Source organism: Microbulbifer variabilis, from assembly GCF_052467165.1.
Map to the genome: position 1 here is coordinate 1,445,990 of NZ_CP174301.1, position 20,770 is coordinate 1,466,759.

General features: G+C 45.7%; 26 protein-coding genes. 16 read left to right on the plus strand and 10 right to left on the minus strand.

Features of this window, described 5'->3' with window-relative positions; all coding sequences use genetic code 11:
* Window positions 1–42 precede the first annotated feature (42 nt).
* The 6 genes from ssb to ACJJIP_RS06355 all read right to left on the minus strand — a co-directional run bounded on the left by ssb (window position 43) and on the right by ACJJIP_RS06355 (window position 3,351).
* Window positions 43–492: a single-stranded DNA-binding protein gene (ssb, locus tag ACJJIP_RS06330; RefSeq protein WP_444946426.1), complete on the minus strand. Its 450-nt coding sequence runs from the start codon at window positions 490–492 to the stop codon at window positions 43–45.
* Window positions 493–543: 51 nt separating this feature from the next.
* Window positions 544–1,047, minus strand: coding sequence for a siphovirus Gp157 family protein (locus ACJJIP_RS06335; RefSeq protein WP_444946427.1), 504 nt, complete (start codon window positions 1,045–1,047; stop codon window positions 544–546).
* Window positions 1,044–1,784 carry a hypothetical protein gene (locus ACJJIP_RS06340; RefSeq protein ID WP_444901217.1) on the minus strand — a complete coding sequence of 247 codons (741 nt, stop codon included), beginning with the start codon at window positions 1,782–1,784 and terminating at the stop codon, window positions 1,044–1,046. The genes ACJJIP_RS06335 and ACJJIP_RS06340 overlap by 4 nt, the downstream gene beginning before the upstream one ends.
* A gap of 33 nt (window positions 1,785–1,817) precedes the next feature.
* Window positions 1,818–2,213, minus strand: a complete 396-nt coding sequence (locus ACJJIP_RS06345; protein WP_444901218.1) for a hypothetical protein — start codon at window positions 2,211–2,213, stop codon at window positions 1,818–1,820.
* 70 nt (window positions 2,214–2,283) lie between these two features.
* Window positions 2,284–2,604, minus strand: a complete 321-nt coding sequence (locus tag ACJJIP_RS06350) for a helix-turn-helix transcriptional regulator (protein ID WP_444901219.1) — start codon at window positions 2,602–2,604, stop codon at window positions 2,284–2,286.
* A gap of 309 nt (window positions 2,605–2,913) precedes the next feature.
* Window positions 2,914–3,351, minus strand: coding sequence for a hypothetical protein (locus ACJJIP_RS06355; RefSeq protein WP_444946428.1), 438 nt, complete (start codon window positions 3,349–3,351; stop codon window positions 2,914–2,916).
* Between the two features lie 157 nt (window positions 3,352–3,508).
* Between ACJJIP_RS06355 and ACJJIP_RS06360 the strand changes: the two genes are divergently transcribed.
* The 7 genes from ACJJIP_RS06360 (at window position 3,509) to ACJJIP_RS06390 (ending at window position 6,931) form a co-directional block, all read left to right on the plus strand.
* A complete protein-coding gene (locus ACJJIP_RS06360) occupies window positions 3,509–3,709 on the plus strand; it encodes a hypothetical protein (RefSeq protein WP_444901221.1) in 201 nt (66 codons plus the stop codon).
* A gap of 370 nt (window positions 3,710–4,079) precedes the next feature.
* Window positions 4,080–4,289, plus strand: a complete 210-nt coding sequence (locus ACJJIP_RS06365) for a hypothetical protein (protein WP_444946429.1) — start codon at window positions 4,080–4,082, stop codon at window positions 4,287–4,289.
* Window positions 4,290–4,330: 41 nt separating this feature from the next.
* A complete protein-coding gene (locus ACJJIP_RS06370; RefSeq protein ID WP_444946909.1) occupies window positions 4,331–5,005 on the plus strand; it encodes a helix-turn-helix domain-containing protein in 675 nt (224 codons plus the stop codon).
* Window positions 5,006–5,032: 27 nt separating this feature from the next.
* Window positions 5,033–5,278, plus strand: coding sequence for a hypothetical protein (locus ACJJIP_RS06375; RefSeq protein WP_444946430.1), 246 nt, complete (start codon window positions 5,033–5,035; stop codon window positions 5,276–5,278).
* A gap of 17 nt (window positions 5,279–5,295) precedes the next feature.
* A complete protein-coding gene (locus ACJJIP_RS06380) occupies window positions 5,296–5,766 on the plus strand; it encodes a recombination protein NinB (RefSeq protein WP_444946431.1) in 471 nt (156 codons plus the stop codon).
* Window positions 5,763–6,050: a nuclease domain-containing protein gene (locus ACJJIP_RS06385; protein WP_444946432.1), complete on the plus strand. Its 288-nt coding sequence runs from the start codon at window positions 5,763–5,765 to the stop codon at window positions 6,048–6,050. The genes ACJJIP_RS06380 and ACJJIP_RS06385 overlap by 4 nt, the downstream gene beginning before the upstream one ends.
* A gap of 215 nt (window positions 6,051–6,265) precedes the next feature.
* Window positions 6,266–6,931 carry a hypothetical protein gene (locus ACJJIP_RS06390; protein ID WP_444946433.1) on the plus strand — a complete coding sequence of 222 codons (666 nt, stop codon included), beginning with the start codon at window positions 6,266–6,268 and terminating at the stop codon, window positions 6,929–6,931.
* On the opposite strand, the gene ACJJIP_RS06395 is transcribed toward ACJJIP_RS06390, so the two are convergent.
* The 4 genes from ACJJIP_RS06395 to ACJJIP_RS06410 form a co-directional block, all read right to left on the minus strand.
* A complete protein-coding gene (locus ACJJIP_RS06395) occupies window positions 6,924–7,403 on the minus strand; it encodes an ion channel (protein ID WP_444946434.1) in 480 nt (159 codons plus the stop codon). The two genes, ACJJIP_RS06390 and ACJJIP_RS06395, sit on opposite strands and share 8 nt — an antisense overlap.
* A gap of 1,035 nt (window positions 7,404–8,438) precedes the next feature.
* Window positions 8,439–10,154 carry a hypothetical protein gene (locus ACJJIP_RS06400; RefSeq protein WP_444946435.1) on the minus strand — a complete coding sequence of 572 codons (1,716 nt, stop codon included), beginning with the start codon at window positions 10,152–10,154 and terminating at the stop codon, window positions 8,439–8,441.
* Window positions 10,155–10,555: 401 nt separating this feature from the next.
* Window positions 10,556–11,527: a TolB family protein gene (locus ACJJIP_RS06405; RefSeq protein ID WP_444946436.1), complete on the minus strand. Its 972-nt coding sequence runs from the start codon at window positions 11,525–11,527 to the stop codon at window positions 10,556–10,558.
* A 681-nt stretch (window positions 11,528–12,208) separates the two neighbouring features.
* Complete coding sequence (locus ACJJIP_RS06410) at window positions 12,209–12,991, minus strand: heme-binding protein (RefSeq protein ID WP_444946437.1); 783 nt, start codon at window positions 12,989–12,991, stop codon at window positions 12,209–12,211.
* Between the two features lie 1,257 nt (window positions 12,992–14,248).
* Between ACJJIP_RS06410 and ACJJIP_RS06415 the strand changes: the two genes are divergently transcribed.
* The 9 genes from ACJJIP_RS06415 to ACJJIP_RS06455 all read left to right on the plus strand — a co-directional run bounded on the left by ACJJIP_RS06415 (window position 14,249) and on the right by ACJJIP_RS06455 (window position 20,764).
* Window positions 14,249–14,458 carry a hypothetical protein gene (locus ACJJIP_RS06415; protein WP_444901234.1) on the plus strand — a complete coding sequence of 70 codons (210 nt, stop codon included), beginning with the start codon at window positions 14,249–14,251 and terminating at the stop codon, window positions 14,456–14,458.
* A 170-nt stretch (window positions 14,459–14,628) separates the two neighbouring features.
* Entirely contained in the window at window positions 14,629–15,006 is a 378-nt protein-coding gene (locus ACJJIP_RS06420) for a D-Ala-D-Ala carboxypeptidase family metallohydrolase (protein WP_444901235.1), read from the plus strand.
* Window positions 15,006–15,464 carry a 3TM-type holin gene (locus tag ACJJIP_RS06425; RefSeq protein WP_444901236.1) on the plus strand — a complete coding sequence of 153 codons (459 nt, stop codon included), beginning with the start codon at window positions 15,006–15,008 and terminating at the stop codon, window positions 15,462–15,464. Before ACJJIP_RS06420 ends, ACJJIP_RS06425 begins: the two co-directional genes overlap by 1 nt.
* Complete coding sequence (locus ACJJIP_RS06430) at window positions 15,461–15,724, plus strand: hypothetical protein (RefSeq protein WP_444946438.1); 264 nt, start codon at window positions 15,461–15,463, stop codon at window positions 15,722–15,724. Before ACJJIP_RS06425 ends, ACJJIP_RS06430 begins: the two co-directional genes overlap by 4 nt.
* Window positions 15,724–16,182, plus strand: coding sequence for a hypothetical protein (locus ACJJIP_RS06435; protein ID WP_444946439.1), 459 nt, complete (start codon window positions 15,724–15,726; stop codon window positions 16,180–16,182). The genes ACJJIP_RS06430 and ACJJIP_RS06435 overlap by 1 nt, the downstream gene beginning before the upstream one ends.
* Window positions 16,166–17,467 carry a terminase large subunit domain-containing protein gene (locus ACJJIP_RS06440; protein WP_444946440.1) on the plus strand — a complete coding sequence of 434 codons (1,302 nt, stop codon included), beginning with the start codon at window positions 16,166–16,168 and terminating at the stop codon, window positions 17,465–17,467. Before ACJJIP_RS06435 ends, ACJJIP_RS06440 begins: the two co-directional genes overlap by 17 nt.
* Window positions 17,467–18,888 carry a DUF4055 domain-containing protein gene (locus ACJJIP_RS06445; protein WP_444946441.1) on the plus strand — a complete coding sequence of 474 codons (1,422 nt, stop codon included), beginning with the start codon at window positions 17,467–17,469 and terminating at the stop codon, window positions 18,886–18,888. The genes ACJJIP_RS06440 and ACJJIP_RS06445 overlap by 1 nt, the downstream gene beginning before the upstream one ends.
* Complete coding sequence (locus ACJJIP_RS06450) at window positions 18,878–19,945, plus strand: minor capsid protein (protein WP_444946442.1); 1,068 nt, start codon at window positions 18,878–18,880, stop codon at window positions 19,943–19,945. Before ACJJIP_RS06445 ends, ACJJIP_RS06450 begins: the two co-directional genes overlap by 11 nt.
* Window positions 19,946–20,050: 105 nt before the next feature.
* On the plus strand, window positions 20,051–20,764 hold the full coding sequence (locus tag ACJJIP_RS06455) for a hypothetical protein (RefSeq protein WP_444946443.1): 714 nt from the start codon (window positions 20,051–20,053) through the stop codon (window positions 20,762–20,764).
* The last annotated feature ends 6 nt before the right edge of the window (window positions 20,765–20,770 follow it).

Consider the following 20,770-nt stretch of genomic DNA (forward strand, 5'->3'; position numbering starts at 1 on the left):
GACCCCCGTTAGGGGCCCTTTACTAGCGGCCCAGGTTGGTGGTTAGAATCGTGGTGGCTCACCATGCCGCTGGCTGAAGTCACTTGTTCCGCCCATAGCGTTGGGTGAGCGCTGATTCTGCCGGTGCCCCTGGCCTTGCTGTGGGCTGTCCTGCTGCCCGTCCAGCATCTGCATTTCAGTCGCGACAATCTCTGTGGTGTAGCGGTCCTGGCTGGTTTGCCTGTCCTGCCACTTCCGGGTGCGTAGCGAACCTTCGATATAAACTTTTGAACCTTTACGCAGGTATTCCCCGGCTATTTCTGCAAGGCGATTAAAGAACACCACGCGGTGCCACTCGGTGCGCTCCTGCTGCTGGCCGGTCTGCTTATCCTTCCAGCTTTCGCTAGTAGCTAGGCTAACTTTGGTTACAGCTCCACCGCTGGGCGCATACATAGTTTCCGGGTCACTACCCAGGTTGCCGATAAGAATTACTTTGTTGATTCCTCTAGCCATGATTGGCTCCTTCAAAAAAGCGCCCTGTACTAGCGGCGCAAGACCCACGCGCTAACGTATTTGTAAGGCAGGTCTGGCTTCGGCCAACCGTGCCCCTGGAATTTCCTGGCCTTTTTTCAGGGCGGCCAATATGGCTTTCTTGTCGGGTGTGAATGTGTTTTTCACGGTGACGAATTCACCGGGTAGGGCATCTTCATTCTCAATCTCAGCCTTAGGTGCGGCCTTCTTGAGAGAGATCGTGAACACCGGGCATTCAATTTTCTTGATTCCGCATTCCTGCATATTGAAGCTGAGATATTCGGTGATTGAATTGCGGCGGTTTTGCAGAGCTTTTTTCTTGGCTTGTAACCGCTTAATTTCATCATCAAGCCCCTTTTCGAAGGGGGTGAAGTTCATGAGGAGATTTCCTATCTGGATAGCCTTCTCATTGAATTCAAGTTCGATACCTTCCAGAGTGTCGGCAATGTCTGCCGGCGTCATGTCGTTATCTTCGGCTAGTTGCTTCAGCTCGCGGGCTTGGTCGGTGATTTCATATAGTTTTAAGGTGGTCATCATGCGGCTCCTTTGAGGCTTTCCTTTTGTGCTTCGTAGGTTTGGGTGAGAGCGGTAATTCCTTTTTTGGCGACCTCTGCGAGGTGTGGCATATTTCCTTGCCGCTCAAGGTGTTTGATTGAGGTTTTGAATATTCCGGCGGCCTCATGAAGACGACGAGAGCTTTTCAGTGTTTCCAGGTGTTTCTGGACGTACTCGGTAAGCTCTTTGGTTTGCTTGTCTCGCGCAGAGTCTTTGTCTTCTGCTTTGTCGATTTGGCTTTCTAACTGACGCTCCTGGCGGTATTCGGGGTCATCCCATTCGCCGCTATAAATATCTGCGGAGAATCCGAGGAAGGAGAAGCATTTTTTGAGGGCGTCAGAAAGGGACTTTTTAGCTGCCTCTTTATCTTCGACAAAATACTTATTTTTATGTGACCAATAGATACGAGGTGTATGGCCGTAGTTTTCTACATGACCGCGCACTCCATCGATCATGTACCAGAGACGCAGCCTGATTGTGTGGGTGAGGTTATGGCCAATTTCCTGACCCTCTACAAATATTGGCGCGCCTTTATCATCACGCTCTTCGACAATTTCATAACCCCAGCCAATACCAATTGGCCCCCATATTTCGGTAGCTTTTTCAACCATGGCTATATGGTTGATGCTGGCAGTTTTGCGGCCTTCTAGCGTTGACTCTTTTACAAAGCGAGCGTCAGTTTTCTTTACTCGCTGCCAGATGCTTAGATTCTCAGACATTTTGCTCACTCCTTTGATTAGAGAGGGGAGGGCTTAAAAGCCTTCCCGCTCGTCGAGGTATCCAGTGTTGCGAGCTGCAATTTCTAAATCTTCGCGACACCCTTTAGCCATTTGTATTGCGTATTGCTTGGCCAGCCTTTTAATCTCAACTCCCGCAGCGCAACCATCCTCTTCAGCGAGCTTGAAGATTTTTCCAAGCTCATCTTCTCCAAGTTCGTCGTTCGCTATTTCGGTAAACCGGCTATGGCAGTTGGCTTCGGCTCTAGATAGGCGGCCATCTTTTGTGAGGATACGGCGCAGGAAAAAATCGGCAGCTAGGTTCTCTGTCTTGGCTTTTTGAATTGCCCCTTCATCTGGCAGAGAGTCTTGCTGACGCTCATAACTTCTGAGAGAGTCTTCGGCGGGGGTGGTTGAGCTGGCTGTGTACATTTCCTTGTCCTCATGTAGCGTCTGAGATAAATGTATCACAATGATAAAGTCATGCAACATTAAAGATAAATTATTTTATCTTTCTGGCGTGTAACTTCTTGAGTATTAACGTTGAAATTTCTGGCGCTGCTCGCCCGATAGCCAATGAAAGAGCTTCCTCATCCGAGGTGTCCACATCTGAATGTATGCCGAGGATATCGTTAGGTGTTATAGAGAACTCACGGTAAAGCGTGGAAAACTGCTGAAATGTAAGTGAGTTTTTCTTTCCTCTTTCAAGGTCCCTGATAGCGCCGCGCTCCAGTCCTAGGAGCTTGCCTAGTCTTTCCTGGCTCATTTTCTTTGACTTTCTGGCTCGGTGAATCACCTGGCCGGGTGTGAGGTTTTGCGTCATCCGGGATACAATATTTAGCGGATTTGCGGGATTTATCACGCATAAGTTATCAAAATGATTGATTATGCCTCCTTTTCGATTTTATTTCGGGTGTTAATCTCTTCAGGTCACACGGGGACCTATGGACGGGAGGCAACGTGAGTCGTCTATTCAGGGAGCTGCGAGAGCAGAAGAGGGGCGATAGTTTAATTGTGATTGATGCAATCAAGGAGGGGTTAAGGTGGGCCGGATATCAGTGTGGCGATTGCATCAAATTTCGTAGTTGCACCAAGGTGGCTCAGGAGGAGTTCTGCTTGGATTGGGAGTTCTCTACTCCCCTCGATAAACCATGCGAATCGCAAAAGTCGGGTCCATAACCTCTGTGGACTGGGATTGCTCTGTATAAGCGTAAACAGTGGTGATTGCTCTGGCTCTAGCCTCTACCGGCATACTCTTAATGCCTAGTTCAGTTACCTTCTCCTCTACAGCTGTGATGCAATCGACAAGTAAATCGAGGTTAATGCCTTTGTTTGTAGTTACGGCATCCCCAGTCTCTCTATGTATTACATCAAGCCAACCTTTTTCACGACCACAGGTAGATTCGATTCGCCTAGCGACTGTAGAGCCAATACTGCGGCGGGGATTGGGGCCGATTAGCTGGGAAAGCTGGGAGGGCTGCATATCTAATGCCACAGCGAATTCCTTGAGACTATTGAACTCTTTGGAGAGCTGTCGGGTATTCTCAAGCCTGATATTGCTAACTTCCATTCGTGCGCGCCTGTAGACCATTTTTATTTGCTCACATCATTTTGATAAACCCAGGAAGCCCAATCAATTGGCCAGAATGATTCATTGTGGCGCACTTTACCACAAGTCTAGTTTATCAACGATTGCTTAAAATGTATCAATAAGATACATTTTAAGCATGACACCAATCGAATTCCTGACACCAATGAGCCAAAGAGAACGTGCAAGCTTCGCAGAGAAGATAGGCACGACACTTGGCTACCTGAACCTAGTTCGAGGCGGGCACCGTCGTCTGGGACCAAGTCTTGCCAAAAGGTTTGTATCCGCAAGTGGCGGGCAGGTGAGTCGCCCCGAGGCGCGGCCAGACCTCTGGCAGTAGGACTGATTGGCTTCACTAACAACCGAAGAGCTAAAAGCAACTTTTCAAACCAAGGATGATTCAGGTAACAGCAATGGAGACGAGTTTAAGGAAATGCAATTTAAGGATTAAGCAGTCTGACTTCGACCAGCTTAAGTCCAGAGCTATGGAATTGGGCATAGGCCATGAACAGTTACTGAGAATCATGATTGAAGCCTGCCTTCCAGTTTATACAGCTCAGACTCCCACAGACTTAAAAGAAGCCCTAACGGGTATGGCGGTCCTCTCCAAAGTCCGCGCGTTCTAAATAGATTTAGATTTCTCAGCCGTAGAAGTACCGATAAAAAACAAAAGCGGTGCAACTTTCAAGAGCAAAATAAAGGGGCAATTTATGTCTAATAAAACTCCTAATGCGCTAACTCTAAATGAGCCGCGTATAACAATTCCTGCCCAACCCCCGAAAAATTACAGTGAATTACAAACAGACGAAAAGCGACGCCAGCAGATGGCTGGCTTATGTAGCGATATTGTCGATTCACTTTGTGAGCCTCAGAGAGTCTCAGAGGCTCCCTCTAACTTTATTGAAGTAAAGGGGGGTTAACTGTGAGCGCTGAGGCCACCTTTTGGGCATGGCAGCAGGGCGTGAAGTCTACGCACAAGTTAGTGCTGCTATCTCTTGCCAATTGCCACAATGAAGCAAATGGACAGTGTAATCCATCTATTGCGTACATTGCTCAAGCTACAGGTCTCAACCGTAAAACCGTAATTTCTGCAATGGAACAGTTGGAAGAATCTAGCCTGATTATTCGCCTCAAATCGAGCGGCTCCAGCAATCAATTCACTTTGAATTTTGGCCAAATCACCAGTACCAAAAACGGTACTAGTCCCAAAAACGGACCAGGCCCAAAAACGGACAAAACCAGTACCAAAAACGGGACTGGACCAGTACCAAAAACGGACCACGAATCTAAAAAGAATCTAAAAGAACCTAAAAATATTAATAGGGGATTAGATTTTTCATCTTGGCCAACTGAGCCTGGGAAGGAAGTTCTGGAGGACTGGAAAAAAGTTCGCAAGGCGCCGCTCACTCAAACCGCTGTCAACCAGATTGCTAAGCAGTTTCACCTAGCCAGCCAACACGGCTACAGCGTTGACCACTGTCTTGCCATTTGCTGTGAGCGAGGTTGGCGAGGATTCCAATTCCAGTGGCTGCTAAATCACGAGAACCAAGGACAGCAGCCGCACGCTCAATCCATGCAGCAGGGGCGGACCCGAGACCGATCTGTGACCGAAATACTCACTGATACCAACTGGTAAACCTAGAACCATCAAGGAGTGATACCCATGACCGTAGCCACCATTCCAGAAGCCCTTCAGCGAATCTCAACCACTGAGCCTTGTAGCCCGCTAGCAGTATTCCGCACTAAGCGAGATGACCAAGTAGATGTGATGTTTGCAAACACCATCCGCACCCAGCAGCGCATCGAGTGGGGCGATATCAACTACCTGGGTAGCTTTCACAAGGACTGCTTGCCCGAGGCTCGGCAACGGCTTCGGGATTATTTTGAGAGCATGCAAGAAGTCGCGTAAGGCTTAGGTATCTAGCTATGCAAGGGCAATATTGGGTCGTTCGCACAGAAGAGCAGAAGGCGCACATGTTTGGTGAGCTGGCAAACATTCAGCCGAACAAAGAAAAGCCGATGGCTGTTCAAGTTCAGCAATTCAAACCAAAGAGAACCGACTTGCAAAATAGATTCCTCAATGGGTGGATCTATAAAAACATTGCTCAGCAGCTTGAGGATGCGGGAATTGTTATCTCCTGCGATGACGGGACAGAAATTCCATACACCCGGGATGTTCTCCACAAGTGGGTTTTCGGTAAGAAGTTTCGAGTAATACGGGAGTACCAAATCAAGGGGCGGACCTTCTATGAGTTTGAGAGCACTGCCACCATGAATCGGGCTCGGTTCTCTGAGTATGTCGAGCAAGTGCGCGGGTTTGTTTACCAGTACTGGAATATCACCATTCCTGACCCCGTTAGCGGCTACTTCAAAACTCTTATGGAGGAGCTGCGGTGACAAAGTTGCGCAAATCAGCGCGCGGTGAGGAATGCACCTTAAGGTTGTTTCCTCACTGCAACAGCAACCCTGAAACCGTAGTGCTTTGCCACCTGCCCAGCAATGCAGGTCTAGCCCGCAAGTCTCCTGATTGGTGGGGTGTATACGGCTGTAGCAGTTGCCATGACGTTATTGATGGGCGGAGCAAGACGGACATCTCAAAGGCTGAGGTGGAGCGTAGCAAGCTAAGAGCGCTATACGAAACCCAAAGCAAGATGCGGGAAAAGGGATTGATAAAGGAGTAACCAATGCCTAGCTGGGGAAATACCGAACTAACTCGCAACCAGCAGAGCGCCCTGTTTGAGCCGTCACCATGCGATGGATGCAAGCAAAGGCGAAAGTGTGCCGTTGAAGAGCTTGCTTGTAGTGATTACCTACGCTGGCAAGACACAGGGAAGGTGAGGTATCGAGATAGAGAACCCACATCAAAGATATTCCGAAAAATCTTCAAGGTGAAGCAATGAATTTTCACTCAGCTCGACAGGCTTGGCATGATGCGTTCGATACAGCCACTCAGCAATCTGATTATGCGGCAATGTTGGCTGGGCAGACGGTGCGGAGTCGGGGACCGAAGCATTACATTGATGAGATTCGGGATGAGAATGGAAAAGTCACCGCTCGATTGGCAGGTCAGACTGTTTATGCAACTGAAACTAGAGTGGGGAAGGGTAGTAGCGGTCGAGTAATGGATGCCTATGAAAAGGGTTTGGTGCAGCATGCTATAGCCAAATTGAGAGAAACCGATGAGCTTGCATATTGTTGGGGAATGGCTGCTTATGCACCGCCGGGGAATCGGTATCGGGAGCGGGCCTATCTTCTGAATTATATGATGAAGCGATTTTATAGCTGGGGTGAGCCTCATGACCCGTTGAAAGTTGGTCAGTTGGCTTTCTTTTGTATTCATTCTTTTGCACTTCGAGATGTAACTGGAAAGCGAGCCAATCTTCGTCAAACCAGACAGTTGCTGCGATGTGATAAATATGAGTGGGACCAGTATTGGCGTAAATTATATGCTCGCTTGGGAAGGTTATTAGATTTTCTTCCTGAGCGTGCGCTACTACAAATAAGTCAAGCTCTCAGTGAGCACCGAGAAAGGATGTCTAACATCTTTTTAGAGGTTAATTAGTATTCTTATCTTGTGAATTTGGGTTTTTGTATTCTCTATTACTGAACTGAGATACGATATTTGACACTAGAGCTGGAACTACCGCCAACAAGAATAGAACTTGGCATGTTATTTGTGTGATGACAATTAATCTTGCATGTTCATTTTTTGGAATGAAATCACCATATCCTAGTGTTGTAAAAGTTACGAAGCTAAAGTATGCGGCGTTAACCGGGCTGGAAACTACTTTATCGTAGCAATCATTACTTACGATGCTGCCTGTTACTAAATATATAATGGCAAAAGCTATTATAATTTCAATGATGTTAATCATTGCGCTAAGAAAACTTCTGCGGATTGAGGCTAATTTCCATGTTTTCTGTTGACTATCGACCAAAAGAATGCACATCTGATAGGAAATAATATCTGCAATACGGTAAGTAGCTAAGAGAGTAGACGTATAAGGAAAAATTTGGGCAAGCGACAGGGTCATTAGTAACACCATGAGCCACCCAATAAGGTATAAATCGATAAGAAATATGCTGGTGAACCCTTTGGCTTTAAGAGTGCAACCAAATTAGAGGCCGATAAGCATCGAGCTAAAAGGATAGAGGGGAATAAAAGCTTCTCAAGAAAGCTATGTATCTTTGGGTCACCTTCAGGGTATTCATCTTTCCAGATTTTTATAAGCACGAGGATATTTTGATGATAACAGCGCTTTATAACCTCAACAAACCTCTCTTTTATGTTTCTAGCTAGGCTGGATAGTTTGTTGTAAATGGATTTTGTTAGGAGCTTTAAAGAGTTTTTCATGAGATGTTTAATATATTTTTCACTTGAAATTTAAATGTGTAAGCTGATCCTTGAAAATTGGCCAAATGAGCTTGATTAAACCTTCTCTTAGTTCGTTTTCTGGGTCGGAGTGAATTATAGTGGCTGGTGAGCAGATTCATTGTGTAGTCCGGTTACTTGTTGCCGTTGTCCTGGTTGGCAGATATGACGTTTTTTTATATTGGATCTGATAGGGGTTGCATTAATACAATTTTCCAGGTCTTCATTAACATTTACAAAGGAAGCCCCTCTGTTATTAGGGTGTTTATGGAGTGGTTAAAGGGTGTTTTTCAACAATATTTGAATCAGTTTTCATGGTGTGATTTGCCGTTTTCCAATTGCTTAATATATTTTAATTGCTGTTTTCATTCAAAAATATAATTTTCGTCTTTGTGGGTGATACAGTTATATTGAAGGTAAATAAGAGTGGGTACAACTCTTGACTTTCTTTATGTCAGAACTGTATAAAACCCCCATGCTGGGATAGATATGCAGATCCATGACAAACCTTTTTAAATCAATCAATTTTAACTCTCATAGACTCTGGTAATAGCTTATATGCTCGGTGGTGGCTGTAGGCTGGTGGGTTTTGGGCTCAATGCTAAAAGTTTAGTTGGGAAGCCGCCTTTTTTTCAGGCGGCTTTAAGTGTCAATCGTGAAACAATTATTAAATCAAAATGTATTTATTTTAGACTCGTTATGGGCAGTTTGGTAGCAACTCTGAGCTGCTACTTGCTTCAGAGTTTGCGGCACAGCATTGTGGAGTTGAGATCATTGGTTCAGATATTTCCATGGTGTAATCTTTTAGAGATACACTTGTATATAAAATCATCCGATGCTCATTATTTTTGTGTGTGTACTTTTCGATCTCGCTTTTGATTATTGAATTTATCTTATTGTTGCTTTCAAATTGACCATCATCAATTATTTGAAATATGTCAATTTTTCCTGATTGATTTACTTCTGCGCGGAACCAAAAGTTATGTTTGCCATAATCAATGTTGTCACCAAGGTCTATTTTTATTTCTGGAATTTTGTAATGTGGGATTTCATTCTGATTGTGAACGCCCTCTGCGGTCTCAATAATAAGAATTTTGCCTGATTTAACTTTAATTCCTCGAAAGTTCTCCTGGTTTGATTTCACAAAATTTGAAAATTCCTGTGAGGAGGAACTCGCTACCTGAAAGCCAGCTTTGTTACTATTAATAATGGCCCACTCATCTAAAAATATAGATCTATCATCTCTTTTCTCGAAACGCCTAAGATCGTAGTCTAGTTCGATAAACTTTGAGTCCGCTCCGCCCCCCCAAACTATTGTTTGAGTTGACGATATTGCAAGACAACAGGGAGGCGGAGGCGGGGGCGGTACGGCCGAGCATCCATTACAATTTTGATTGCCCCATAGATAGTCGTCATCTGCCTCCCAATACTCATCAGAACAAATAGAGCCAGTTGCCCATGTGCATCCGCCATGTTGTGAGCAGCAATAATCATGGTCAGCACAGTCTTGTGAATATGTTCCTTTCCCTGAATTATCTGATCCGCACTTTTCTCCGCATCGACCGGGGCAATTCTTTTCTATATTGCAGCCAAGATGGGAAGTAAAGCTTTGAAAGTTATGTAAATCACATGCATCATGAGAACTTTGTTTGAGTTGATAAGTGCAAGTCATATAAAGGATCCCGTCCTCATCTCCAATGTTAATGCATTCGGGTACTGGGGGAGGATTGCACGGAAGTAAAGGGTCAGAGCAGTCCCCAAGCATTCCTCGAATTTTATGACTTTCAGTTGATGAGTTATTTTGTGCTCTTGGCAAAATAATTGATCTGTTATTGGAGTCAGGTTCACCTTTTTTGGGTTTATCTGTTGAGTCAATAGTATGGGTTACCATGCCTGCTGGCATTCCAGCGATCCAGTTGACTATCCTGTATGACATAGATTTGTAAGGGTTTTCGGATTCGCTCCATTTTTTTTCTGTCATTTTCGTAATCATGGCGAAAAGAAGTATTTTTCCTTCGACTCCTAGTTTTGAGCCATATCCTGAAATTATATACTTAGTGTTTTTGGGGTCTAGTTCGATATTGTAGTTAGCGTTAGCAGCCCGGATAGTTATGGTTAGGAAGTTTGGATTACTTTTGGATTTTTCCGTAATAATTAATGCTGACATACCGTCAACGGATAAATCTGCCCTTATATATTCGCTAGATTTTTCAACTTGAAACTTTGATCTATTTGCGAGCTGAGCAATGTCGGATTGGGAAATGTCTGAGTTGACTATTGAGCGATCAGAGATGGATTTTAGAGAATTGTAATCAGAACTCTCCAGTACATTGTTTGTATTTTCATTGGCGATGGTGCTACTTAAAAAAATTAAATTAAGTATTGACGTTAAAATTATCGAGTAGGCCTTCATTGGTCCTCTCCATTTTTTGAGTAAGCGGTATTATTGGGATTAGTTCTGTTTTAGTTAATTATGTCAAGCTATAAAATTAAACTGGCAGTTTAATAATTAACAAAAATTAATGCAGCGCCATGCCATATAGGAGGGGTGGAAACCCTTGACTTTCTCTGTGTCAGAACTGTATAAAAACCCCATGCTGGGATAGATATGCAGATCCCTAGCGAGACACCCCAAGGCCCGCTCAACGTGGGCTTTTTGTGTCCAAAATTCGAGGGTTGAAAATGGCTGCAGGTTCTCAGCTCCCGCACTCTTTAAATATAAGTAAGCACTGATACAGGTGAACTCAATATAATGAATTCAAACTGGACTAGCTTGTTGTCCATGCAGACGAATAGTGATGATTAATATTATTCTTAGTTAACATACGACGAAATATCAATCCAGGCGATACGCCAGATAGGATTTTTACCCTCGGACTTCACAGAAAGGATTAGTTTTGTGCCGCAGGGAAACCACTTTGCATGTTGGCAATCGAATCTCGGATCGGTTACGGCAACTGGAGCCCCAGCTGGGTCGGAATCGTTATAAATAAATATTTGGTAGCTGTCTCCAGTTGAAGAATTACGATTTGACTCAAAAGCGACCCGATTTCCATTGGGTGACCAGGATGGGGCTCGGCCTTGGAAGCTGGGTTCAAAATTTTGGAGTTGCTCCACAGGCTCCAATGACGTAGAGAAGTAAGTTCCATCAACTTTTCTCATGCTCAAGAAGATATAGTTGTAATTTTGGTTATAGCAAACTTCTTTCTTGCCATCTTCGTTAGGATGCCATGTTTCAATTGCCGGCTGCCCGGCAAATGCAACAGTATTGGAGTTCGTGGGGTCTATTGAGGGCATTCCACCGTACATATTATTGTTATCAATGTCTTTGCCATTAATATTGCTAACAGATATTTCCCGTGAGTTGTAACTGTAGAGGCAAGTATGTGGGTGGGGCTTCAAATTTTGATTTTGATTCATTGCAGCCAGTGTTGACCCATCTTGAGACCATGATCCATAAATAAGATTCTTGGTGTTGTTTAATCTTGTTGACTCCAGGCCATCGCACCTGGTCGTATTCAAGTATTCACCTTGACAGTAAACAATTTCACCTGAAGCCCAGCACCAGTCATTACGTGTCTGTGGGGCTGGATCGTTGGTTTTAAGGAAGGGAGTTGGCTCATTTTGGTTAAGGTCATTTATGCAATATAGTATTGCAGATTTATCATTTTTGAATTGTTCCCATCCTTCAAATATTGCTGTACTTCCATCAGGTCCGATGCTTGGTCGATATAGGTTTAATAAAGTGTCGGGCGCAATTACATTTAGAGTGGGGTAGCTAGACATAGGATTCATTCCCTGCTTAGGCTAATGGCCGAAATGCGTGTAATGGTAGAGTAATTTGGAACTTTGCAAATTTAGCATAATAAGTTAGTAACCCTTGACTTTCTCTGTGTCAGAACTGTATAAAAACCCCATGCTGGGATAAATACGCAGATTCCAAGCCAAACACCCTAAAGCCTGCTTAATGCGGGCTTTTTTTGTGCCAGGTTACTAAATATTCGATGGTGGTTTACTTTGAATGGAGAAACCATATCTCAAATGTCAGTTGTAAAGGAAAAATGTAGATTAAAATATAGGTAAGAATAAAGATGTGAGAGCCTCTACGACAGTAATTTAGTTGAAGTGCGTTAACTTGTGTACTTGAGACTCATGCTGACTATAAATGATAAGTATTAGTGCAAAGCATATTTTTTGTTTCCCTTTAAGCTTTCAATCAAATGGACGTCGTTGCATTGTATTGAAGCTTATATGGGGCCATCTAATCAAACCGGGTTCACCATCAAGACGAGGGAAGAACTCAAGCATAATTACTTGCATATATTGCATTACATAAATGGGGCGGCCCTTATCATCTTTGTCGTCTGTCTCCATTACCCAGAACGTAGAGGTCATTTCCGTAGCATTCGCGTGTTTTACGATGAACGGAATATTGACGATACCAGCATCCTCAATACGAGTAGTAACCTAAATTTTGGTGGTTTTTACCACATTTGGAGGAGTGCCTTCACGTAACAAAGCTGCTGGGTCTAATACATCTAGCTTACCTCTAAACTTTCCTTGATTTGGGTCAGGTGCAGGTTTCGATTCGCATATACATTCTTTATCAATGTCGAACTCACTAAAGTGACGATAAGGAGCTAAATATCCTTTACAAACATCCCTAGTGTGGCCCACTGGCAAGCTGTCTGTAAAAGGAATAACTGGGGCGCAATTAAATTCTTCGTAGCTACCAAGTGCCAGCACAGAATTGCCGTGCGGTATGCTTGCAAGACGTGCAATGTTAATATTATTGGTGGTGTGATTGAATATGTGGAGCCATAGCCCAGGCTCATCATGAATGACAACTCCGGGATCACCCGCGCATCCACTGTTTGGAAAATCTTCAGATGCTACTTGAGTAATTGTTTGTTCATATTCCAGGGCAAACAAAAATTGATCTAAGTTTTCTTTTGTTTGTTGAATTACTCCTCTATTAGGTACCGGGCCGTCTAGCGCATTAAATGTCAACTTTTCATTATATTGATTAACAAGAAGTCGATAAGTACTTTCTATTTCGCCACATTTATCCAAGACCAAGAATGGCAATGCAATTATATTCCATCCATGGTTTTTAAAATCACCTGTATTTTCCCATATTCCCGGAAATTCTTTCAGTGGCCCAAGATCTTCATTGCTGGGATCTGGTTCTTTAATAATTTTACGATGGCGTGATAAGATACGCTTTAACGCATCCTGCTTTATTATCATTTTTTATTCTCCTTACTCTCTTTGTGGCGGCTTTAAGTGGCAATGTAATTACCAGTTACGGTAAAGGCAAAAAGCTGGAGTATAATAAAATTTGACTTCAAACAAGGCCATGATTAGATGCGACATCAATATATCATTGAGGTCTAAAAGGAAAATGTTTAGATTGTATGGTTTTGGTTTGTTTTTTTAGGAATAAACTGGGGCGTAAATTTAAATTAGTTAGTGTTGGGTTAAAAGGTTTAGCTTGCCAGTTGGCTATAGGTTTCTAGTTGATTGATATTTTATATCTCGAAGATGAGTTTTCTGAAATGCTTTTTGAGAGGTTGCTACGTCTATTTTCGTGCCAATTATACTTTTTTTCGATTTGCTCCATATTGAATCGGATAGTAGTAAGCTTGGTAAATCAATGAATTGAAAACCCTTGACTTTCTCTGTGTCAGAATTGTATAAAAATCCCATACTGGGGTAAGTGTGTAGATCTTTAGTTGATTACTCTGAAGCCTGTTTAATACGGGCTTTTCTATGCCAGGTAATGGAAATCAAAGCCCTTTTGCTCACCTTCAAATGATACGCATGCAATCTGGAGTCCACACTTAGTAGCTATGTATCCGTGACCGTTTTTTATACCGTAGTACAGAAATAGTTTGACAAAGGTTTATGCGAGAGTCGTACCCTTGGGAGGGTATAGAGTCTTTCAGTTCAGCTAAATGGCCTGGCCGGTGGGAATTATAGTGGTGGCCAAAATGGTTAAGAAGTCGGTGGTTAGCATTTAAACTCTATGTCAAGTCTAGTATTGATACGGAGTACACGATCAAAGATGAGTCTTAGCAAGGGTAGAAACGATACTTATCACTTCATTTCTAGGAGATTAGATGGGGTACTTATTATGCGATTTTGTTCCGAGTGTTAGCTCCTCAATTATTATTGAGAATGAAGACTGATACTGGTCATTTTTCAAGCCCAAATAGAGGTTACACTAAGACCAATATCTTTTGACGGCTATTGATCAATTAGTCTTCGTACTATTTCAGATGATATTTCAGGGGTGTTCTGATCTTTTTCTATTTTTGTTTCTTATTTCAATATTGTTTTTGTGAGATCAGGAAAAATGTATTAGCCTTTTCTAGGGCTGTCTGGCCATTTGCGGTTTTTATAAACTAACATGCTTATGCTTTGAGCAGCCATTTCTATTTTTTAAGTTGCTTTTTGCCCCTGGTTGGCATTGGGCTTCTTCACTACTTGAATTGAGGTGATAAAATGGAAGAGGGCATTCTGAAAGATCTAGCAAATGCAATAGTAACTGCGACTCCTCCCGGGACAGAAGTAGAAGTAACTACTAAAAATGGTGAGCGTCATAGAGGAAAGTTTTCAAGCGTGAGCGATACCATTCTGGAGCTCACTGAGACTAAAACTGTTATTATTATACCTCTATCGGAAGTTTCAGCTTTCCAACCTTTTTTAGACTAGATTGTTCTTTATGTTAAAAATTGGTTGTCTTACAGCGAATTGATCTCAATCAGTATTTGTAATTTTGATTAATACATCCATAGTTGCTCTGGTTTCCATGCAGCGACCGTTCATCCTTTCTTAAACCGGCCCCCCAGCCGGTTTTTTTATGCCTAAAATTTGAGACTCTCATGTTCCAAAACGACTACTTCACAGAGTCGGAGTTGGCCTGTCGTTGCTGTGGCAAAAACCATTTCAAAGATGAAACGCTAAAGCGTCTGATAAGAGTTAGGAAGCGCTTTGCCAAGCCAATGGCTATCAATTCCGGTTACCGCTGCCCAGCACATAACGCCCGGTTAAATGCCACCATGACCCACGCCACCGGGCAAGCTGTTGATGTTCAGGTAGCTGTAGGACGCGCCTATCGGTTAATCCAAATCGCCCAAGAGGAAGGGTTTACCGGTATAGGCGTAAAGCAGAAAGGCCCAATCGGTAAGCGATTCCTGCATCTGGATGACCTTGAATCAATACCTGGCGAGCGTACCCGCCCTACAGTCTGGAGCTACTAATGGCTTTTGACCCACTAACAGCAATTTTTGAAACCGGCAAAATGGCTATTGAGCGTATATGGCCTGACCCGGTTAAACGTGCTGAGGAAGTGCGTAAGCTCGAGGAACTTAAGCAGAAGTGTAACTTGGCAGAGCTAAATGCTCAGGTTCAATTGCTTCTCGGCCAGCTGGAGGTCAATAAAGCCGAAGCCCAACACAAAAGCATCTTTGTTGCCGGTTGGCGCCCCTGGATTGGTTGGGTAGGGGGTATGGCTCTGGCCTATCAGTTTGTTCTGTATCCATTGCTCTGTTGGGTTTGGGCTATCTGCAGCGCTAAAGGCTCGATACCTACCGAGGTGACCCCGCCCCCCGTGCTAGAAACTGGCGCGCTGTTCTCAATGATAACGGCCATGCTCGGGATAGGTGCCATGCGTTCATACGATAAAACATGCGGTACCCAAACGGACAAGATTCGATGACTCAACAAACAGAGCACTGGCACCTGAGTAAAAGCGTATCCATTACCCAGATAGCCAGCATTATCTTATTGGTGGCTGGCTTATTTATATGGGGTTCTGATGTTGAGAAAGGGATAACCGCCAACACTCAAGCAATTCAGCACGAATCAGCTATGCGCGCCCTGGAGCAAAAACACATAGCTGAATTCAAAGACGAAATCAGAACCCGGCTCCAGCGTATTGATAGCAAGCTGGAGCGGTTGATAGAGCGGGGGGAATAGTGGCAAGGCTGACCAGCTATAGGCAGGAGTTTGCTGAGCAGGCCGAAAAGCTCTGCAAGCTGGGTCTGACTGACAAAGAGTTAGGCGAATTCTTCGAGGTAACAGAGCAAACAATCAACAATTGGAAGAATAAGCATCCCGAATTTTTTGAGTCCATAAAAAAGGGCAAAACTTTGGCTGATGCCAACGTGGTCGAGAGTCTCTTCCGAAGGGCATGCGGCTACAGCCATGAAGCCGTAAAGATCATGCAGCACAACGGCAACCCTATCGTTCAGGAGTACACCGAACACTACCCACCAGACACAACTGCCTGTTTAGCCTGGCTTCATAACCGGCAAAGAGAAAAATGGCAACGAAACCCTGACCCAGCCGGTGGCGGTGCCGACATACCACCGACAAAAGTCGTATTCGAGGTCAAGGATGCAAGAACGCGGGAGGGAAGTGAGAGCGGCACTTAATGTTCCGCAAAGTCGGTTTCTTAATTTACCGCACAAGTACAGGGCCTATGTCGCGGGGTTTGGGTCTGGGAAAACCTGGGTTGGCTGTTCAGGACAGCTGGCCCACTTCTACGAGCATCCCAAGATTAATCAGGGCTACTTTGCTCCAACCTATCCACTAATTAGGGATATTTACTACCCCACAATCGGCGAAGTTGCTGAGACTATGGGGCTGCGGGTTAAGGTCAAGCGAGGTGACCACGAAGTTGAGGTATACAGCGGTAGTCGCTACCGCGGCTCTGTTATCTGCCGCTCGATAGATGACCCGGCCAATATTGTCGGATTTAAAATCGGCCATGCTCTGGTCGATGAGCTGGACCTGCTTGCTGAGAAGAAAGCAGAGCAGGCTTGGCGGAAAATCATGGCGCGCATGCGCTACAAGGTCCACGGTGTCAAAAATGGCATCGATGTAACGACCACCCCGGAAGGGTTTAAGTTTGTCTACCGCCAGTTCGTAAAGGCACTTCGGGATAAACCAAAGCTTCGTGAGCGATACGGGTTAATTCAGGCCTCGACCTTCGACAATGAGTCGAACCTGCCTGATGACTATATCGATTCAATGCTTGAGGCCTATACGCCTGAGATTATCCGGGCATATCTCAATGGTCAGTTTGTAAACCTGCTGACCGGAACGGTCTATCACCAGTTCGACCGCAAGCTCAATCACTGCAATGACTCGGTGAAACCCGGTGAGCCTTTATTCATCGGCATGGACTTTAATGTCGGCAAGATGGCGGCAGTCACTCACGTTAAGAGAGAGAGTAAGCCGCGGGCCGTCGATGAAATCCTTGGGGGTTATGACACTCCCGACATGATTCGGAGAATTAAAGAGCGGTATTGGGAATACAAAGATGGGGACTATCGGAAAACCTGCGAGGTTCGTATTTATCCGGATGCCTCTGGTGATTCTCGCAAGTCTGTGAACGCCAGCACCACGGATTTAGCCTTGCTAAGAAATGCTGGGTTTTCGGTACACGCTCCGAAAGCCAATCCCCCGGTGAAAGACCGGGTCAACGCAATGAACGCGATGTTCTGCAATGCCAAGGGTGAGCGCCGCTATTTAGTGAACACCGATAAGTGCCCGGGCTATTCGGACTGCTTAGAGCAACAACCTTGGGCGGAGAATGGCGAACCAGATAAAAGCGGCGACCTCGACCACGCTCCAGACGCTGGTGGCTACTTCATCCACCACGATTACCCGCTCATCAAACCAGCACTAACAATCAACATGGGAATGGCCTACTAATGGCAAATGACGTTACCTATCAGCGCGACGACTTCGCCAAGGCGCTGCCAGACTGGACTCTGGTTGATGATATCTGTGCGGGTGAGCGGGTTATTAAGGCTAAGGGCACCACCTATTTGCCTATGCCGAACCCAAAAGACCAGAGTGAAGCAAATAGAGCTCGCTATCAGCAGTACACAGACAGGGCAGTTTTCTATAACGCAACTGGCCGCACGTTGCAGGGCCTGGTTGGTGCCGTATTTCGCCGAGCGCCTACGGTAGATATCCCGGCAGGTCTGGAATACCTGACTTCAGATGCTAATGGCAATGGGGTAAGCATCTACCAGCAGTCTCAGTCTGTAGTTGCTGCGGTGCTTAAGTCTGGCCGTCGTGGCCTGCTGGTGGATTACCCCAAAACAGAGGGGCAAACCTCCAAGGCTGAACAGCAAGCTGGCCTGGTGCGCGCATCGATTGTTAGCTATCCAGCGAATCAGGTTATTAACTGGCGAACCGTTAGGGTTGGCGGTGTGCACCGGCTGGGGTTGGTTGTTATCCGAGAAAGCTATGAAGAAGTCACTTCGGATGGTTTCGGCATAGAGGAGAAAACACAGTACCGCGCACTCAAGCTGATAGATGGTCAGTACACCGTGGAGATTTGGCGCAGTGGCGATACCGGCACCTGGGTTATTCACGACACATACATACCGTTAGATGGAGTAGGGAAAGCCTGGGACATTATCCCATTTACCTTTGTCGGCGCCGAGAACAATGATTCAAGTATCGACCGGTCTCCATTGTTAGACCTGGCAAACCTCAACAAAGCTCATTACCGCAATTCGGCAGACTATGAGGATTCGGCGTTTTTCGTCGGTCAGGCTCAGCCTTGGATTTCTGGATTGACTGAGAACTGGCGGGACCATCTGGAAAAGCAGGGCATTTATATTGGTTCCCGCTCTCCAATTTTGCTTCCCGATGGAGGCGCCTTTGGATTTTCTCAAGTTGAACCTAACACCCTGGTCAAAGAAGCAATGGACCAGAAAGAAAAGCAAATGGTCGCCTTGGGTGCTCGATTAATTGAGCGTGGCTCAGCAGTAAAGACAGCCACCGAAGCTCAGGCAGAGAACGAATCAGAGCACTCGGTTTTGTCCCTGGTCGCCGAGAACGTCAGTGAGGCATACACCCAGGCAATCCAATGGGTGGCTCAATTCCAAAATGTCCAGGTAGATACGGAGTACAAGCTTAATCAGGACTTTGCTGAATCCAACCTTGATGCGCAGATGCTCACAGCCCTGGTACAGGCCTGGCAATCCGGCCGCTTACCGAGTTCTGACCTCTGGGCGAACCTGCGGAAGCATGGCGTTATTAATGCTGAAAAGACTGACGAGGTAATTCGCGAAGAGCTGGAAGGAGAGGAGCCTGGACCGGGGTTAAATGATGAGTGAAGCCCTTGCCACTTCAAGCACTCGCCATGCTGTCTACCTGGAGCGATTAAAGTCTGGTGAAGTAAATCAGTTTGCGGCATTCCTGCAGCAGATAGACCGCTCCATAAAACAACGCCTATCAAGCCACGATTTAACCGAGTTCTCCCGGGCAAGGTTGGAGCGGTTGCTTACCGCTGTTGATAGTGATCTATCCGAAATATTCAGCAAGTATTACGACCAGCTTGCGGGTCACCTGCTGGACCTGGCCGAATATGAATCGGAATTTGAGGTTCGCAATTTACAGACCGCATTAATTGCCGGGATAGAGACTGTAATCCCTGCACCTGCTCAGGTCCGTGCCGCGGTGCTCTCCACGCCGCTCTCTGTACGTGGTCCCGATGGTGGTCAGCTAATAGAGCCATTTATCAAGGACTGGACTAGCAGCGAGAGAAAGCGGGTCACCGGGGCTATACGGCAGGGTTTCTTCGAGGGGCAAACAACTCTCCAAATTATTCGTAATGTCCGGGGATCCAAAGCCAACAAGTACCGCGATGGAATTCTGGCAATAACCCAACGCAATGCCGATGCAGTAGTCCGAACAGCGATTGCCCATACAGCCACCACTGCGCGGATGGAGACGCTGCAGAACAATGCCGATTTGCTGGAAGGCATGCGCTGGGTATCCACCCTGGATAGCCGTACATCGTCACAATGCCGCAGTTTGGATAACGAAGTGTTCCCCCTCGACAAAGGACCGCGTCCACCAGTTCACATACGCTGCCGCAGTACAGTTATTGCGGTATTGAAGGAAAGGTACCGGGCATTAAGCGAGGGTGCCACACGGGCCAGTAAGGGCGGATATGTCGATGCTAGCTTGACTTATTACCAGTGGCTCAAGAAGCAGCCCCTTAGTTTTATACAGGATGCTATTGGCCCCACCCGAGCAAAACTTCTCATCGAAGGAGGGCTCACTGCAGAGCGCTTTGCAGCGTTAAACCTGGGGCGTAACTTTAAACCTCTCACTCTGGCAGAAATGAAACTGAAAGAGCCAATCGCATTCGAGCGGGCAGGCCTCTAAATACCAAATTAATAACTGGGCTCGCTTCGGCGGGCCTTTTTTGTATCTGCCGTTTATTCGGTAAACAACTAGGGGCTGTGCCCCGAGAAAAGGAGCAGTGCTCAAATGTTAAAGAAGCGTATCAGCGACCTCAGTGAGGTTGAAGAGCAGTATCGCGGCCTCTATGAAAAAAGTGGTGACGGTTTTGTTCTGAAAATTGAGGGTGATGAAGAGGACCGTTATCGAGCCAAGCACGAAGAAGCGGAACGCCATCGCAAAGCTGCTGAAAAAAAGGTCAGTGACCTGGAAACCAGCATGGGCGAACTGCAAAACAGCCTGGATGATTTGAAGAACGGCAAGCATCGTGAGAGCGGCGATATTGAGGCTCTGGAGAAGAGCTGGCAGGCCAAGTATGACCGACTCAAGGCCGATATGGACCAGGCGGTTAGCGAGCGTGATGGCTGGCTGAGTGAGCAAATGGTATCCGGGGTTGCAGGTTCGATTGCTTCAGATATTGCAGTTCAAGGTAGTGCACAGGCTCTTATTCCTCACCTTGAACGCCGTTTGTCGATGGAGGTTCGTGACGGTAAACCGACAACCGTTGTGCTGGATGATTCCGGTAAGCCGAGTGCTATGACGGTTGCAGAACTACAACAAGAATTTTCCAGCAATCCGGTATTTGCGCCGTTGATTGTTGGAAGTAAAGCCTCAGGCGGCGGTGCTGCCGGTGGCGGGGGAGGCGGTGCCTCCAAGAAGTTTTCGGAATTATCCGAAAAAGAACGTGTGGAGCTGTATCAACGTAACCCGGAGGAATATCGCCGGGCACGCGATGCAGGTTAATCGCCA

Excerpts from the sequence above, each read along its gene's own strand:
- ssb (WP_444946426.1), bottom strand. The coding sequence starts at position 492 with ATGGCTAGAGGAATCAACAAAGTAATTCTTATCGGCAACCTGGGTAGT.
- ACJJIP_RS06360 (WP_444901221.1), top strand. The coding sequence starts at position 3,509 with ATGACACCAATCGAATTCCTGACACCAATGAGCCAAAGAGAACGTGCA.
- ACJJIP_RS06390 (WP_444946433.1), top strand. The coding sequence starts at position 6,266 with ATGAATTTTCACTCAGCTCGACAGGCTTGGCATGATGCGTTCGATACA.
- ACJJIP_RS06410 (WP_444946437.1), bottom strand. The coding sequence starts at position 12,991 with ATGATAATAAAGCAGGATGCGTTAAAGCGTATCTTATCACGCCATCGT.
- ACJJIP_RS06375 (WP_444946430.1), top strand. The coding sequence starts at position 5,033 with ATGACCGTAGCCACCATTCCAGAAGCCCTTCAGCGAATCTCAACCACT.
- ACJJIP_RS06365 (WP_444946429.1), top strand. The coding sequence starts at position 4,080 with ATGTCTAATAAAACTCCTAATGCGCTAACTCTAAATGAGCCGCGTATA.
- ACJJIP_RS06455 (WP_444946443.1), top strand. The coding sequence starts at position 20,051 with ATGTTAAAGAAGCGTATCAGCGACCTCAGTGAGGTTGAAGAGCAGTAT.
- ACJJIP_RS06445 (WP_444946441.1), top strand. The coding sequence starts at position 17,467 with ATGGCAAATGACGTTACCTATCAGCGCGACGACTTCGCCAAGGCGCTG.
- ACJJIP_RS06380 (WP_444946431.1), top strand. The coding sequence starts at position 5,296 with ATGCAAGGGCAATATTGGGTCGTTCGCACAGAAGAGCAGAAGGCGCAC.
- ACJJIP_RS06345 (WP_444901218.1), bottom strand. The coding sequence starts at position 2,213 with ATGTACACAGCCAGCTCAACCACCCCCGCCGAAGACTCTCTCAGAAGT.
- ACJJIP_RS06340 (WP_444901217.1), bottom strand. The coding sequence starts at position 1,784 with ATGTCTGAGAATCTAAGCATCTGGCAGCGAGTAAAGAAAACTGACGCT.
- ACJJIP_RS06450 (WP_444946442.1), top strand. The coding sequence starts at position 18,878 with ATGATGAGTGAAGCCCTTGCCACTTCAAGCACTCGCCATGCTGTCTAC.
- ACJJIP_RS06425 (WP_444901236.1), top strand. The coding sequence starts at position 15,006 with ATGGCTTTTGACCCACTAACAGCAATTTTTGAAACCGGCAAAATGGCT.
- ACJJIP_RS06415 (WP_444901234.1), top strand. The coding sequence starts at position 14,249 with ATGGAAGAGGGCATTCTGAAAGATCTAGCAAATGCAATAGTAACTGCG.
- ACJJIP_RS06355 (WP_444946428.1), bottom strand. The coding sequence starts at position 3,351 with ATGGAAGTTAGCAATATCAGGCTTGAGAATACCCGACAGCTCTCCAAA.
- ACJJIP_RS06335 (WP_444946427.1), bottom strand. The coding sequence starts at position 1,047 with ATGATGACCACCTTAAAACTATATGAAATCACCGACCAAGCCCGCGAG.
- ACJJIP_RS06350 (WP_444901219.1), bottom strand. The coding sequence starts at position 2,604 with ATGACGCAAAACCTCACACCCGGCCAGGTGATTCACCGAGCCAGAAAG.
- ACJJIP_RS06395 (WP_444946434.1), bottom strand. The coding sequence starts at position 7,403 with ATGACCCTGTCGCTTGCCCAAATTTTTCCTTATACGTCTACTCTCTTA.
- ACJJIP_RS06400 (WP_444946435.1), bottom strand. The coding sequence starts at position 10,154 with ATGAAGGCCTACTCGATAATTTTAACGTCAATACTTAATTTAATTTTT.
- ACJJIP_RS06430 (WP_444946438.1), top strand. The coding sequence starts at position 15,461 with ATGACTCAACAAACAGAGCACTGGCACCTGAGTAAAAGCGTATCCATT.
- ACJJIP_RS06405 (WP_444946436.1), bottom strand. The coding sequence starts at position 11,527 with ATGTCTAGCTACCCCACTCTAAATGTAATTGCGCCCGACACTTTATTA.
- ACJJIP_RS06420 (WP_444901235.1), top strand. The coding sequence starts at position 14,629 with ATGTTCCAAAACGACTACTTCACAGAGTCGGAGTTGGCCTGTCGTTGC.